Below are 14,794 nucleotides of genomic sequence, written 5' to 3'. Positions count from 1 at the left end.
CGACAGGGGACCGGCCGCCACCACGGCGACCGGACCTGATCCCCCTACGGCCTCGCGGACCCGGGGTTCAGCGCGTGTCCGCCGCGGCTGCCCTTCCTGCGGCCCGTCCGCTGAACAGGCAGCCGCCCAAAAACGTCCCCTCCAGCGCCCGGTAGCCGTGGACCCCGCCGCCGCCGAACCCTGCGGCCTCCCCGGCGGCGAACAGGCCGGGCACCGGCGCTCCCCCGGGCGCGAGCACCCTCGAATCCAGGTCCGTCTCCAGCCCGCCGAGTGACTTGCGGGTGAGCACATGCAGCCGCACGGCGATCAGCGGTCCGGCCTGGGTATCCGTGAGCCGGTGCGGCGCCACCGTGCGGATCAGCTTGTCCCCCACGTAGCTGCGTGCCGATTGGATGGCCATCTGCTGCGGATCCTTGCTGAAGCCGTTCGCCGCCTCGGCGTCGCGCGCGGCGACCTCGCGCTCGATCGCCGCCGGATCGAGCAGGTCGGCGCCCGCGAGCCGGTTCATCTTCGCCACCAGTGCGGCCACGGTGTCCGCCTGCACGAAGTCCTCGCCACGGTCCAGGAACGCCTGCACCGGGCCCGGCACCGCGGTCACGGCGCGGCGCAGGACCGCGCGGATGTCCTTGCCGGTCAGGTCGGGGTTCTGTTCGGAGCCCGACAGCGCGAATTCCTTGCCGATGATCCGCCGGTTGAGGATGAACCATGAATGGTCGTGCCCGGTGGTGCGCAGGTGCTCCAGCGTGCCCAGCGTGTCGAAGCCCGGCCACAGCGGCGTGGGCAGCCGCCGGCCGAGCGCGTCCAGCCACAACGAGCTGGGCCCGGGCAGGATCCGGATCCCGTGGTTGTCCCACACCGGACCGTGGTTGATGATGCCCTCGGTGTAGTGCCACATCCGGTCCCCGTTGACCAGGTGCCCGCCGGCCGCGGCCCCGATGTCCAGCCCGCGCCCGTCCACATGGGCCGGGACCCCGGCGACCATCTTCTCCGGCGGGGAACCCAGCCGGGCCGGCCACGCCGCGCGCACCTTCTCCGGGTTGCCGCCGATGCCCCCGGTGCACAGCACGACGGCGGGGGCACGGTACTCGAATCCGCCCACCTCGTCACGGTTGCTGGGTTCCCCCCGGGCCGCCGTGGAGTCGGCCAGGACTGCACCGCGCACCCCGGTGACGGCACCGGCGTCGAGCAGCAGCCCGTCGAGGCGGTGCCGCCACCGCACGGTCAGGGCACCGGACGCCACGGCGGCGAGCGCCTTGTTCGCGAAGGGTTCGACGATTCCGGGCCCGGTGCCCCAGGTGATGTGGAAGCGCGGTACGGAATTGCCCGGACCGCTGGCGCCGTGGCCGCCGCGTTCGGCCCAGCCGACCACCGGGAAGAGCCGAACGCCGAGCCCGTGCAGCCAGGCGCGTTTTCCGCCGGCCGCCCAGTTCACGTAGGCCTCGGCCCATTGGCGTGGCCAGTGGTCCTCGGGTCGGTCGAAGCCGGCGGTGTCGGCCCAGTCGCGCAGCGCCAGGTCCACCGAGTCGTGGATTCCCAGCCGGCGTTGTTCGGGGCTGTTGACCAGGAACAGGCCGCCGAAGCTCCACCAGGCCTGCGCGCCGAGGTTGGCCTGTGGTTCCTGGTCGATCAGCAGGACCCGGCGTCCGGCATCGGTCGCCTCGGTGGCCGCCACCAGTCCGGAGAGCCCGGCGCCGACGACGATGACATCGAATTCCTGCGTGGTGTGCCCCATGGTGGGATCCTACGCGGAAGGTCCCCGGTGGCATCATCCGGTGGGACGCTGGTGCAATCCGAACGGGGAGCCCTGTTGGTCCCGGCACAGGGTGAACAGCCCGTAGCGCTCCTGCTGTTCGTCGCTGCCGTTAAGGTCCAACGGTTCGACGACGCCGCCGAGCTCCACCACGCGGTCGCAGGCGGGACCCATCTGCTCGACGGCGAAGAACACGTAGGGTGCGGCCCCCGGGTCACCGGAGTGGATGCCCGCGGGTGTTCCGGCGATGTCGAGGCTGAAGCCGTTGGCGGCGCCATGGGGGCCCGGCTCGCTTCCCCACCCGAAGAGTGCAGCATAGAAGCGGGCGGATTCCCCCGCATCGTCGGCTCCGAATTCCATGAACGATATTTCCCCGGCCATGACGGTCTTCCTCTCCTGGGGGCTGGGCGTGCTCCCACCCCAACACAGGCATGGCCGACTGGCAATGGGTGGGCGGCAACTAGTCGGGCTGTGTGGGCCCGCCGTCACCCCGGGCCCGGTCCGCGGCGAGCGCCCGCGCCCGCTCGACGCTGCCATACCCCGTGGTGTCCATCGTGCCGGGCGGACCCCAGACCGTGATCAACCGGAGGGGTTCGTCCCCGTCGTTGACCACGTCGTGCTCCACCCCGGCAGGGGCCAGCAGGGAATCGCCGGGGCCCAGCCGGAATTCCTGTTCCCGCAGGTGCATGAGGGCCCGGCCGCTGATGACCTGGTAGAACTCCTGCAGCGGTTGTCCGCCGTCGTGGCGGTGCATGCCCTCGGAGCCGCCGACGGGCAGCTCCCAGGTCTGGATGTTCACCGCCAAACCCAGCTCGTCGACGAAGTGGTGTTGGATGCGCACGGGGGCAGCGCCGTCGTGCAGGGTGTAGTCGAAGGTGGCGTGGCCGGCGCGTTCCAGCATCGGATCTCCCGTCCTGTCGTGGGCCGGTGGGTCCCGCCCGGTGTCGTTGCGGCTCAGGCCAGTGCCGCCTTGCTGGTCTCCCGGGCGAACAGCACGGCGACCAGGGCGATGACCGCGGCTCCCATCAGATACCAGCCCGGGGCCAGCGGCGAGCCCGAGGTGGCGATGAGGAACGTCGCCACGAAGGGTGCCGTGCCGCCGAAGAGCGCATTGGAGAGGTTGAAGCTGACCGCGAAGCCGGTGTAGCGCACCCGGGTGGGGAACATCTCGGCCAGGAAGCTGGGCAGCGTGCCGTCGTTGAGGGTGAGCATGGCCCCGAGCAGGATCTGCACCAGGACGATGACCAGGAAGTTCCCGGTGTCCAGCAGCATGAACGCCGGTACCGTGAGCACCACGAAGAGGATGGAGGCGGTCAGCAGCACCGTCTTGCGTCCCAGCCGGTCCGAGAGCATGCCGGTGAGGAAGATGAACCCGATGTAGGTCAGCAGGGCCACGGTGGTGGCCAGATAGGCTGCCGACTCCTCCAGCTGCAGTTCGGTGGAAAGGTACGTGGGCATGTAGCTGAGCAGGATGTAGAAGCCGACGGCGTTGAGCAGGACCGCTCCAATGGCCTGGATGAGCTGGCGCCAATGATCGCGGAAGAGGTCCTTGATCGGTGTCGCCTCGGTGGTGTCCTCGGCCTCCAGCGCGCGGAAGGCCGGGGAGTCCTCCAGCCGGGTGCGGATGTAGCGGCCGATCAGGCCCATGGGGGCTGCCAGCAGGAACGGCAGGCGCCAGCCCCAATCGTGCATCTGCCCGGTGTCCAGCAGCCCGGTCAGCAGGGCCGCGAGCAGCGAACCGAGCAGCAGGCCGCTGGCCGTGCTGGCCGGAACCACCGCTGCGTAGAGGCCGCGGCGTTTCGGCGGGGCGTATTCGACGAGGAAGGCCGCGGCGCCGGCGTATTCGCCCGACGCGGAGAAGCCCTGGATGACGCGGATGAGAAGGAGCAGGATCGGTGCGCCGATGCCGATGGTGGCGTAGCCGGGGATCAGCGCGATGCAGAAGGTGGCCGCCGACATGATGAGGATGGACCAGGACAGCGCGGTGCGCCGGCCGATCTTGTCGCCCAGGTGGCCCCAGACGAAGCCGCCCAGCGGGCGGACGAAGAACGAGACGGCGAAGAGCCCGAAGGTCAGCAGCAGGCCGGTCTGCGGGTCGGCCTCGGGGAAGAAGACGGCTGTGATGGTGACGGCCAGGTAGCCGTAGACCGCGTAGTCGAACCATTCGACGAAGTTGCCGATGAAGCTGGCGGCGACGACCTTGTTCCGGGTCTTGCGGATGGATTCCGGGGTGTCAGGTCCGGGCCCGCCGCTGAAACTGGTCCGTGGTGTCTCGGGGATCGACGGGCTGGCGGCGGGGCTGCCGCCATGGCTGGTTTGCTTGTTCATGGGGACCACCGATTCTGGAGTGGGTGTCTCGGGTACGAAGTGGGTGCCGGGGCGTGCCGTTCGGGCGTCAGGCGGAGTCGGGGATGCCGATGTCCTCGTTCCACAGGTCGGGCCGTTCGGCGATGAAGCCTGCCATGAGGTCGGTGGCCCGCGGGTCGTCCAGGCTGGTGACCTCCACCCCCCGGGCGCGCAGCAGCTCCACGGCTCCGGGGAAGTTCACGGCCTCGCCCACGACCACGCGCGGGATGCCGAAGAGCAGGACCGCCCCGGTGCACAAGTCGCAGGGGGCCAACGTCGTGTAGAGCGTGGCGCCGCGGTAGTCGGTGAGGCGTCCGGCCTGGCGCAGGCAGGTGATTTCGGCGTGCGCGGTGGGGTCCCCGTCCTGGACGCGGCGGTTGGATCCCGTGGCGACCAGGTTCCCGTCGACGACCAGGGCCGAGCCGATGGGCACGCCACCTGCGGCCAGCGATTCCTCGGCCGCGGCCAGGGCCGCGGCATAGTGCGGATCCGTCGTCGTCGTGCCTTGCCCGGCCATTAGGCACCTGCCGGGATCGTGGCGGCCAGGGGCAGTTCGAGCTCGGTGGCAATGGCCGGGGCCATGGCGGCGGTGACGGCGTCGAGCAGGATGCGCCCCTTCTCGGCCGTGGCGTCGACGGCCGGGGACAGGCATCCAGACGCCGGGGTGCGCTCTGCCCTGACGGGCAGCACGTCGTAGGGCGGCAGGACCGCCGCGGGGTCCGCGGAGACGGAGGCCATGTCGACCAGGTGCGGGTGGAGGTGGAGCATCAGCGAGGTCTCCAGCACTCCCCCGTGCTCGACATCCCAGCCGGGGAAACCGTGCGGGTAGATCGTCTCGATGGTTTCCTGGTCCACGAAGTCCCAGTAGGAGAGGAGCATGACCGTGGGGGCGTCGACCCCGGCACGCTCGAGGTCGCGCAGGGCCAGGTCCACCCCCTCGTAGAGGAACTGGTAGTTCTCGAAGTGGCCGTTGAGCACCACCAGCTTCCGCACGCCGTGCCGGGCGAACTCGTGGACGAGCGTGCGGGCGATCTCCACCAGGGTGCCGCCGTCCAGGCTGGTCGTGCCGGCCAGGTGGTTGCCCCCGCCGGATCGCTGTTGCGATTTGTAGCCATAGGTGATCGGCGGGGCGACGATGCCCTCGATGGACCTGGCGACCTCGCCGGCGACCGCCCGGGAGAGCAGGACGTCGACGTTCAGCGGCATGTGGGGCCCGTGCTGCTCGATCGAACCGACGGGGATGATCACCGGACGCCGCCCCGAGGAGATGGCTTCGCGGTAGCTGAATGCGTCCAGCTCTTCCATGTATACGCTCGTGCGCAAGGGTTCCTCCAGGGAAGCTGATGGGGGGGTGTCCCCGACCGGCCGTTCGTTCCGGGCGGGGACGGTTCCGGGGCGGGGCGGCACCGTTTGGTGCCGCCCCGCCGGGGTGGACGCCTAGGCGTCGATGATGTTGTTCTCCGGGCCGAAGCCGAACTTGGTGATGTTCTCCACGCTGTCCTCGCCGACGACGAGGATGTCGTGCTCACGGTATCCGCCGGCACCCGGCAGGCCGTCGGCGACGGTGATCATCGGCTCCATGGAGACGACCATCCCCGGCTCGAGCACCGTGTCGATGTCCTCGCGCAGTTCCAGGCCCGCTTCGCGGCCGTAGTAGTGCGACAGGACGCCGAAGGAGTGTCCGTAGCCGAAGGTCCGGTTCGGCAGCAGGCCGTGGCCGATGTAGATCTCATTGAGCTCCGCCGCGATGTCCTTGCAGACCGCGCCGGGCTTGATGAGTTCCAGGCCGCGGCGGTGGACCTCGACGTTGATGTTCCACAGGCGCAGGCTCTCCTCGTCCGGCTGGCCGAGGAACAGGGTGCGCTCCAGGGCCGTGTAGTAGCCGGAGGTCATCGGGAAGCAGTTCAGCGAGAGGATGTCCCCGCGCTGCAGCTGGCGGGTGGTGGCCCAGTTGTGGGCGCCGTCGGTGTTGATGCCCGACTGGAACCACACCCAGGTATCGCGGACCTCGCGGTGGGGGAAGGTCCGGGCGATCTCGTGGACCATGGCCTCGGTGCCGATCAGGGCGACCTCGTATTCGGAGATGCCCTCGCGGATGGCGGCCTTGATGGCCTCGCCACCCAGGTCCCCGATGCGTGCACCGTGCTTGATGACCTCGATCTCCTCTGCGGACTTGATCATCCGCTGGCGCATGGCATCCTGCGAGACATCCACCAGTGCGGCGTCGGCAAAGGTGTCCTGGATGCGCTGGCGGGTCAGGCCCGGAAGGAAGTCGTCCTCGACGCCGATCCGGGAGGCCTTCACGCCGTCGCGCTTCAGCGCTTCCTGCAGCCCGTAGAAGAAGTTGTCACGCCGCCAGTCGGTGTAGACGATGTTCTCCCCGTAGCTGGTCCGCCACGGCATCCCGGCATCGATGTTCGCGGTGACAGTGGTGGAGTTGTTGGCCGTGACCACCAAGGCATAGTTGCGCCCGAACGTCGTGTAGAGGAAGTCCGAGTAGTACTTGATGCCGTGGTAGCTGGTCAGGATGACCGCGTCTAGGCCCTGTTCGCCCATGATCCGGCGCAGCCCGCCCAGGCGGCGCTCGAATTCTGCATCTGAGAACGTCAGCGGCTGCTTCTGCCCGATGTGCAGGGTCTTGAGGCGCTCGAGTTCGGCGACGCTGCTCGTGCTGGCTGAAACACTCATGATGTTGCTCCTTCGTTGTAACTGATAGGTGTTGCGGATACAGGCCAGCGGCCTGTGGTCTGGTGGGGCCGGACGGCTCAGCTGCCGGCCAGGGGGCTGCGGTCCACGTCGCCCGTGGGAACCGGTGCGGGTGGTTCCGTGGGGATCGCGGTCCGTTGCCGGCCGCTCTCGGCGGTCGGTGACGAGGCCTCGTCCCGGTCGATGATCGGCGTGCCCTGGGCCGCCGATTCGAGTTCGTGGTCGTCCAGGGCCACCTCGGCGCTGCCGAAGTCCTCGACGAAGACCTCGTCGGATTCCGTTTTGGCCAGGCCGAGCGGAACCCCCGCGGCGATGCGGCTCTTGAAGCGCGGGTAGCCCAGGGCGAAGTACAGTCCGGCGGAGGTGATGCTGCCGGCCAGCCAGGAGAAGTCCACTCCCCCGACCGCACGGCCCAGCGGGCCCTGCAGGATCGGCGTGGAACCGTACATGCACATCCACGTCATCAGGATGCCGCCGCCGAAGGCGATGAATGCCGAGGGGTTGAACGCCTTGAGCCGGGTCCGCTCCGGGGAGGGGAAGAGGTAGGAGAAGTCGCGGTGCTTGCGTTCGAACACGTAGTAGTGGACCGCCATGATCCCGCCCCAGGTACCGACCCAGGCCGCGATGGTGCCGATGAAGCTATGCAGCACCTCGGCGAAATCGTGGGCGAAGAGGAAGGCGACGACGGCGATCATCGAGAGGACTCCGACGAAGATCGAGAGCTTCTTGCGTGAGACGTTGATGTCCAGGGCCTGCGTCGCGACGCCGAACGTGTACATGTTGATGATGTTCGTGGCGATCGGACCGTGGATGACCAGGGCGATCACCGGGATGGCGAACGCGCCGAAGCTCTCGACGATGAGCTGTCCGGGGTCGGCCGTGCCGTTCTTCGTTGCCAGGCTCGCGCCGAGGACGCCCAGCCAGCAGACCGGCAGGAACTGCCCGAGCACGGAGACGATGTAGAGCTTGGCTGGTTTGATCTTCTTGCTCACGAAGCGCGAGTAGTCGGGGGCGTAGGTGAACCACCCGATGCCCCAGCCGATGCCGATGGCGGTCATGATCGAGGACATCGCGGCGATGCGCGGCATGCCGGTGAGGATTTCGCCGACCGGGCCTTGGTAGCCCCAGTCGATGTCCAGCTGGGTCCAGGCCACGATCGACATGGCCACCAGGACGATGATCGTCGGGGGCATCGTGATGCGTTCGAACTTGGCGATGGCCTTGTAGCCGCGGTAGCAGATGGCCACCTGGATCGCCATGATCACCGCGGCGGTGCCGATGCGCCAGGCGTAGTTGTGGGCGGTCGGGTCGACCCAGCCGATCATCCCGAACAGGGCCATGATCAGATCCAGGATCACCCACGTGTTGATGGCGGACCATCCGATGGCGATGATCGCCTGGATGGCCGCCGGGAGGTAGGCACCGCGGCGTCCGAAGGCGCCGCGGGCCAGCAGCATGCCGGTCGCACCGGTGCGCTGGCCGAGCAATACGAAGAACCCGAAGCCGAGCATGCCGATGACGTTGCCACCGATCAGGACGATCAGGGTGTCTCGCAGGCCCAGGCCGAGGTGGATGCCGAGGGCGCCGAGGATCCAGTTGATGGGGGCGACGTTGGCCCCTGCCCAGATCCAGAATTGGCCCGAGACTTTGGTGGTCCGCGCCGATTCGGGCACGGGCTGGAGCATTTCCTCGACTTCATGTGTTGCGTTTTCTGAGCGTGAGGCCGCTTGCTGGCTCATGGATGGACTCTTTTCGCAAGGGTTCGGGGAGGGGGATCCCACCGGGAACGGCGGGCCCCGCGGGGGACCTGCCGAAGACTTGGGTTCAACCCTACGAGTGATCGGGGCCACAGCCTATATACTTTCTGCTTATTGAAAATACATTCCGGGTGACACTTCGTCGCCCAATGATGGGAGCCGCATGATCACCCTCGCCGAGGCACTCGCCTCACCTCCCTTGGCCGCAGCCGACCCCCACCCCGTCTCCGACGTCCCCGGGGCGCTGGAGCGCACGGTGCGGTGGGTGCATTCCAGCGAGGTCCTGGAAATCGCCTCGCTGCTGCGGGGCGGGGAGTTGCTGCTTACCGGCGGCACGGAACTGCTCAAGCAGAACGCCGCAGCACAGGTCGACTTCATGCAGCGTCTGGGCGAGCGGGGTGTCTGCGCCCTCTGCATCGAGGCGCTGCCCAACAGCCGCCGGCTGGCTCCCACGGCACGCGCCGCCGCGGAGGCGGCCGGAGTGCCGGTCTTCGAACTGCACCGGGTCGCCCGGTTCGTGGACGTCACCGAGGAGGCCAACCGGTTGATCGTGGACTCGCAGGCCCGCCTGCATGTGGGCATCGACCGCCTGTCCCAACTCATTGCCCAGGACATCACCGAGGCCGGCCCGGACATGACGCGCATCGTGCACCTCATCGCCGGGGAGCTGGACGCCGAGGCACGCCTGGTGTCGGCGGACGGCAGCGTCCTGGCCGACACTGCCGGGTCACTGACCGGGCCCACCCTTCCCGCGCCGGGTGACTCGGCGGGCCATGACCCGGCGGCCGTCCCCCCGGCCGGCGTCAGCATCGACGTCGTGCTCGATGGCCAGCCCACCGCCGAGCTGATCCTCACCTCGACCACGACGCATCGGGACCACCTGGCGGTGGCTGCGGAGCGGCTCCGCGGGATCCTGGCCCTGGCGCTGTCCCAGCACCACCGGCCCAGCCTGGAACAGCTCGCCCAGAACCACCTGGTGTCCTCGGTGGTGGAGGGTCGCGAGGGCCGCGGCGTCGAGCGCCTCTGGCAACAGAACGGCTTGGATCCCCAGGGGCCTGCGATGGTGCTGGTGGCCTCCGGGTTGGAGCGTGGCGCGGACTCCCTGCGCCTGGTGCGTACCCTGCGGGTGCAGGAGCCGCGGATCATGGCGCAGCAGCGCGAGGGGAAGCTCGTGGTGGTCGCCCCGCTGCTCGGTGACCCGCTGGAGAGCCGTGCACACATCCTGCATGCCGCCGCGCGGGCCGCTGCAGGCTCCGAGGTGTTCGGGGTGGCCGGTCCCCTGGTCTGGTCGGCCACGGCGGCGCACACCTCCTTTGCCGAGGCGGAGGCCATCCTGCGCCTGCATCCGCCCCGCCCGGGAAGCATGCGCGATGCGCTGGACCTGTTCGGGGTCAGGACGCTGACTGCCATGGAGGACCATGCGGTGCTGGCGACCTACAGTGAAGCCCTGCTGGGCAACCTCGTCCGCTGGGACCACCGGCACGGATCCAGTTTGGCCGCCACGCTGCTGGCATGGTTCGAGAGCGGCTGCAACACCACGGCCGCGGCCCAGGAACTGCACATCGAGCGCCAGTCGATGCACAAGCGCCTGGCCAAGATCTTCGAGCTGGTCGGCGGGGATCCGCGACGGGAAGGGCGGGTGTTCGCACTGCATCTGGCGGCGCGCTATCTCGCCTCCTGAGCGGCGGATCCGGCGGGGCGCCGGCTCAGCAGGCGGCCACCTCCACGGCGAGCTCCGTCCGGAGCATCGTGGCCAGGCGCGTGGCCTCCCGGGCCAGGTCCCCGCGCGGGGGCTCCCCCGCCTCCGGGAACCAGCGCACCGCGAGCCGTCCCGGCGACGTCTTCCAGGTTCCGCAGGCACGGCCGCCACGGACGACCAGATGCGCCCCGGCGGTGGCCACCGGACGACGCTCCGGGGCGATGAGCCAGGGGTCGGCCGTTCCCGGGCCGGAGGTCCACGGGTCGTAGGCGGGGAGCAGGGCCAGCGTTCCGGCCTCTCCGGCGGCGGTGTCGGCCAGCGCGTCTACCTGCCGTCCCAGGTGCAGGTAGGCAGCGCCCTCGATGTCCACCTCAGTCAGTTCGGTGGAGAGCTCGTCGATCCAGCGTTGGATCCTTCGTCGGCCGGCACCGAGTCCCTCGCCAAGCCAGCGCTGCAGGTGGCCTGCCGTCGCCGGGCCGTAGGCGTCGAGGTATGCGCGCACGGCATCCCTCCCGGCGTCCTCCAGCGCCGGCCACTCCCCCCAGGATGATGGAGGAGCGCACAGGAGCAATTGGCCGCCGGGACCCCGGCCGAGGACCAGGTCCCCTTGCCAGGCAAAGGGCTTGAGGAACGTCGCGTCGCGCCGGTCGATAAATGGGGCCACCTGCCGGAACTGTGCCTTCCGCGCCAGGTGGGTGGCCAATGCAGCTGGCGTCCGCGGCCCGCCGGCCAGGGCGGCGCGGACGGCGCCCCGCAGGGCCGGCCAGTCACCGGGTTCCAGCCCGTAGTGCCGCCTCCAGCTCGGCAGTTCCCACTGCCGTGCGGCACAACGCAGCACCAGATAGGTCGGCGCGGTGTCCGTGGCCATCAGGTGGACCGCCCCACGGAAGGACCAGGTCCTCACCAGGGTGCCCTCCGCCAGACCGGCCTCCACGACCCCGGGCCGGGGCCCGGCCAGGCGTCGCCCGACGGCGAGCTCCGGGTCGGCGGGCCAGGTGGGCACGGCGACGACACGACGTACCGCCTCGACCGCGGAGCCGGCACCGTCCGCCAGGTACTGCCGTGCATACCGCCAGGCCAGGGCCCGGGCACGAGTGGACTTCATGGTCTCCATGCAACACCTTCGACCCCGGAGATGGCCAGGATCCGATCAGGCCACTGCTCAGAGGATCGCGCGGACGGAGGCCCCGAAGTGGGCGACGTGTTCTGCCGCCAGCCGTTCGGCGCGGTCCGCGTCGGCGTCGACGATGGCCTCCAGGAGCTCGACGTGTTCGCGGATGTGTTCGACGACGCCGGGCAACCGGTCAAGGACCAGGCACCAGATCCGTGTGGCGAGGTTGTCCAGCCGGACGAGGGTCTCCTCCAGATGGTGGTTCTCCGCGGCCCGGTAGATGGAGCGGTGGACCTCGAGATCGTATTCCATCAGGGTCTTGCGGCCCCTGTCGGCATCGAGGCCGGCGATCTCGGCCGCAGTCCGCGCCAGCTGACCGCGCAGATGGTCCGGGGCATGCAATGCGGCCTTTCGGGCGGCCAGCGGTTCCAGCAGCTGGCGCATCTCCGAGATGGCGGCCAGCTCGGTGATGTCCACGATGGTGGCGAAGGTGCCCCGGCGGGGATAGGAGACCACCAGGTGATCGGTCTCCAACCGCTTGAGTGCCTCGCGGATCGGCGTCCGTCCGATCCCCAGCTCGGCGGCGAGCAGTCCCTCGATGATGGGATCACCCGGGGCGATGTCCAACATGATCAACTGGTCCCTCAACTGCAGGTAGGCGCGTTCGGCCAAGGACACCTGTCCGGCTGCCTCGCGGGTCAGCGTCATGGTTTTCCTCCGGGTTCGACGTCGGCGTGGCTGGTGCCGAAAGTTTTTTGGCCAACCCGTTGACGGGCTGTGATCCCCATCATACGATAACCACAACGTTGATATATCAGTCTGCGACAAAAGGAATTGAGGATTTCGATGGTGAACCCCACAGTGGAGGCAGTGGCCGCTTCGTCGCTCACGGCGTCGCTGGCAGAACTCGACCCCGAGGTCGCTGAGCGGATCGATGCCGAACTGGCCCGCCAGCAGGACGGCCTGGAAATGATCGCGTCGGAAAACCACACGGCGCAGGCCGTGATGGCCGCCCAGGGCTCGGTGCTGACGAACAAGTACGCCGAGGGCTACCCGGGCCGCCGCTACTACGGTGGATGCGAGCACGTGGACGTGATCGAGTCGTTGGCGATCGAGCGGGTCAAGGCCCTGTTCGGTGCCGGCTTCGCCAACGTCCAGCCGCACTCCGGCGCCCAGGCGAACGCGTCGGTGATGCACGCGCTGATCCGTCCCGGTGACACCGTGATGGGGCTGAACCTGGCCCACGGAGGCCACCTGACGCACGGGATGAAGATCAACTTCTCCGGCCGGCTCTACAACATCGTGCCGTACGGGGTCGATGAGGCCTCCCATGAGGTCGACATGGACCAGGTCCAGGCGTTGGCGCGCGAGCACCGCCCGAAGATGATCGTCGCCGGCTGGTCGGCATACCCGCGGCAGCTGGACTTCGCCCGGTTCCGTCAGATTGCCGATGAGGTCGGCGCGTACCTGTTCGTGGACATGGCCCACTTCGCGGGCCTGGTCGCCGCCGGGCTGCACCCCTCACCGGTGCCGCACGCCCATGTGGTCACCTCCACCACGCATAAGACGTTGGCCGGCCCACGTGGCGGGATCATCCTGACCAACGACGCCGAGGTGGCCAAGAAGGTCAATTCCGCGGTGTTCCCCGGCCAGCAGGGCGGACCGTTGGAGCATGTGATCGCCGGCAAGGCCGTTGCGTTCAAGATCGCCGCGTCGCCGGAGTTCGCCGAGCGGCAGGAACGCACCCTGGCCGGTGCCAGGATCCTGGCCGAACGCCTGACCGGTGATGATGTGTCGGCGCGGGGGATCAGCGTGTTGACCGGGGGCACCGATGTGCACCTGGTGCTGGTGGACCTGCGTGATTCGGCCCTCGATGGCCAGCAGGGCGAGGACCTGTTGGCCCGGGTGGGGATCACGGTGAACCGCAACGCGGTTCCCTTCGATCCGCGTCCTCCGATGGTGACGTCGGGGTTGCGGATCGGGACCCCGGCGTTGGCCACGCGTGGTTTCTCCGAGGAGGCGTTCGCCGACGTCGCCGACATCATCGCCGAGACGTTGGTGGCAGGAACCGCCGAGGGCGGCACCGACGAGGCAGTGTTGGCATCGCTCACCGAACGGGTTTCCGCCCTCGCCGCAGCCCACCCGCTCTACCCAGACCTTCCCCCCGTTTCTTCCACGATTGGAGCATGATCATGGCTGACGCACTTCCCGAGCACCCCGACTTCCTCTGGCGCAACCCGGAGCCGAAGGCCTCCTACGACGCGGTCATCGTCGGAGGTGGCGGCCACGGCCTGGCCACCGCCTACTACCTGGCCAAGAACCACGGCATGACCAACATCGCCATCCTCGAACGCGGATGGCTCGCCGGCGGCAACATGGCCCGCAACACGACCATCATCCGCTCCAACTACCTCTGGGACGAGTCGGCGGCCATGTACGAGCACTCCCTGAAGCTCTGGGAGGGCCTGCCGGAGGAACTCGAATACGATTTCCTGTTCTCCCAGCGCGGGGTCATGAACCTCGCCCACACCCTGCAGGACGTGCGCGAATCCAAACGCCGCGTCAACGCCAACGTCCTGAACGGTGTCGACGCCGAATGGCTGGACCCGCAGCAGGTCAAGGAACTGTGCCCCATCATCAACACCGGGGACGACATCCGCTACCCGGTCATGGGTGCGACCTACCAGCCACGGGCCGGCATCGCGAAGCACGACCACGTCGCCTGGGCCTTCGCCCGCAAATGCGACGAGATGGGCGTGGACATCATCCAGAACTGCGAAGTCACCGGCTTCATCAAGGACGGCAACCGCGTCGTCGGCGTCGAAACCAGCCAGGGCCGCATCCTCACCGACAAGGTGGGCCTGTGCGGTGCCGGACACTCCTCCGTCCTGGCCGAGCTGGCCGGATTCGACCTGCCGATCCAATCCCACCCGTTGCAGGCACTGGTCTCCGAACTCTTCGAACCGGTGCACCCCACGGTGGTCATGTCCAACCATGTCCACGTCTACGTCTCCCAGGCGCACAAGGGCGAACTGGTCATGGGCGCCGGCGTGGACGCCTACAACGGCTATGGCCAGCGCGGCGCCTTCCACGTGATCGAGGAGCAGATGTCCGCCGCCGTCGAGCTCTTCCCGATCTTCTCCCGGGCGCACCTGCTGCGCACCTGGGGCGGAATCGTCGACGTGACCATGGACGCCTCCCCCATCGTCTCCCCCACCCCCATCGACGGCTTGTTCGTGAACTGTGGCTGGGGCACCGGCGGATTCAAGGGGACGCCCGGCGCCGGCTACACGTTCGCCCACACCATCGCCACCGGCCAGGCACACGCGCTCAACGCCCCGTTTGCCCTGGACCGCTTCGAAACCGGCCACCTGATCGACGAACACGGCGCCGCCGCCGTCGCCCACTAGGCCCCGGAAGGACAC

13 protein-coding genes are annotated in these 14,794 nt (G+C 68.8%); 3 read left to right on the top strand and 10 right to left on the bottom strand.

The features are described 5' to 3' along the window. Window positions 1-67 precede the first annotated feature (67 nt). The 8 genes from ACN0TP_RS00625 to ACN0TP_RS00590 form a co-directional block, all read right to left on the bottom strand. A complete protein-coding gene (locus ACN0TP_RS00625) occupies window positions 68-1,732 on the bottom strand; it encodes an FAD-binding dehydrogenase (RefSeq protein ID WP_417215394.1) in 1,665 nt (554 codons plus the stop codon). A gap of 33 nt (window positions 1,733-1,765) precedes the next feature. After that, the gene (locus ACN0TP_RS00620) at window positions 1,766-2,131 is read right to left on the bottom strand and encodes a VOC family protein (RefSeq protein ID WP_417215393.1); all 366 of its coding nucleotides are present in this window, start codon (window positions 2,129-2,131) and stop codon (window positions 1,766-1,768) included. 79 nt (window positions 2,132-2,210) lie between these two features. Next, window positions 2,211-2,651 carry a cupin domain-containing protein gene (locus ACN0TP_RS00615; protein WP_417215391.1) on the bottom strand — a complete coding sequence of 147 codons (441 nt, stop codon included), beginning with the start codon at window positions 2,649-2,651 and terminating at the stop codon, window positions 2,211-2,213. A 53-nt stretch (window positions 2,652-2,704) separates the two neighbouring features. Then, a complete protein-coding gene (locus ACN0TP_RS00610; protein ID WP_372698401.1) occupies window positions 2,705-4,078 on the bottom strand; it encodes an MFS transporter in 1,374 nt (457 codons plus the stop codon). A gap of 67 nt (window positions 4,079-4,145) precedes the next feature. Next, window positions 4,146-4,613, bottom strand: coding sequence for a nucleoside deaminase (locus tag ACN0TP_RS00605; RefSeq protein WP_417215388.1), 468 nt, complete (start codon window positions 4,611-4,613; stop codon window positions 4,146-4,148). Next, entirely contained in the window at window positions 4,613-5,419 is an 807-nt protein-coding gene (locus ACN0TP_RS00600) for a creatininase (protein WP_417215386.1), read from the bottom strand. The genes ACN0TP_RS00605 and ACN0TP_RS00600 overlap by 1 nt, the downstream gene beginning before the upstream one ends. A 114-nt stretch (window positions 5,420-5,533) precedes the next feature. Then, the gene (locus ACN0TP_RS00595) at window positions 5,534-6,784 is read right to left on the bottom strand and encodes an aminopeptidase P family protein (RefSeq protein WP_417215385.1); all 1,251 of its coding nucleotides are present in this window, start codon (window positions 6,782-6,784) and stop codon (window positions 5,534-5,536) included. Between the two features lie 77 nt (window positions 6,785-6,861). Next, window positions 6,862-8,541 (bottom strand): purine-cytosine permease family protein, encoded by a 1,680-nt coding sequence (locus tag ACN0TP_RS00590; protein ID WP_417215383.1) that lies wholly within the window; start codon window positions 8,539-8,541, stop codon window positions 6,862-6,864. Window positions 8,542-8,722: 181 nt separating this feature from the next. Here ACN0TP_RS00590 and ACN0TP_RS00585 point away from each other — a divergent pair, with 181 nt between their 5' ends. Next, on the top strand, window positions 8,723-10,240 hold the full coding sequence (locus ACN0TP_RS00585; RefSeq protein ID WP_417215382.1) for a PucR family transcriptional regulator ligand-binding domain-containing protein: 1,518 nt from the start codon (window positions 8,723-8,725) through the stop codon (window positions 10,238-10,240). A 25-nt stretch (window positions 10,241-10,265) separates the two neighbouring features. Here ACN0TP_RS00585 and ACN0TP_RS00580 read toward each other — a convergent pair whose 3' ends face one another. Together ACN0TP_RS00580 and ACN0TP_RS00575 are read right to left on the bottom strand one after the other, a co-directional pair. Beyond that, window positions 10,266-11,372, bottom strand: coding sequence for a DNA glycosylase AlkZ-like family protein (locus tag ACN0TP_RS00580; RefSeq protein ID WP_417215380.1), 1,107 nt, complete (start codon window positions 11,370-11,372; stop codon window positions 10,266-10,268). 48 nt (window positions 11,373-11,420) lie between these two features. Next, complete coding sequence (locus ACN0TP_RS00575) at window positions 11,421-12,077, bottom strand: GntR family transcriptional regulator (RefSeq protein ID WP_417215379.1); 657 nt, start codon at window positions 12,075-12,077, stop codon at window positions 11,421-11,423. 138 nt (window positions 12,078-12,215) lie between these two features. On the opposite strand from ACN0TP_RS00575, the gene glyA reads away from it, so the two are divergent. Both glyA and ACN0TP_RS00565 read left to right on the top strand, forming a co-directional pair. Then, entirely contained in the window at window positions 12,216-13,559 is a 1,344-nt protein-coding gene (glyA, locus tag ACN0TP_RS00570) for a serine hydroxymethyltransferase (protein ID WP_417215378.1), read from the top strand. A 2-nt stretch (window positions 13,560-13,561) separates the two neighbouring features. Beyond that, entirely contained in the window at window positions 13,562-14,779 is a 1,218-nt protein-coding gene (locus ACN0TP_RS00565; RefSeq protein WP_417215376.1) for a sarcosine oxidase subunit beta family protein, read from the top strand. Window positions 14,780-14,794 lie beyond the last annotated feature (15 nt).

The sequence above is a fragment of the Arthrobacter sp. genome (assembly GCF_048266065.1).
GTDB lineage: Bacteria > Actinomycetota > Actinomycetes > Actinomycetales > Micrococcaceae > Arthrobacter_H.
This window is presented reverse-complemented; position numbering and strand designations above follow the sequence as displayed.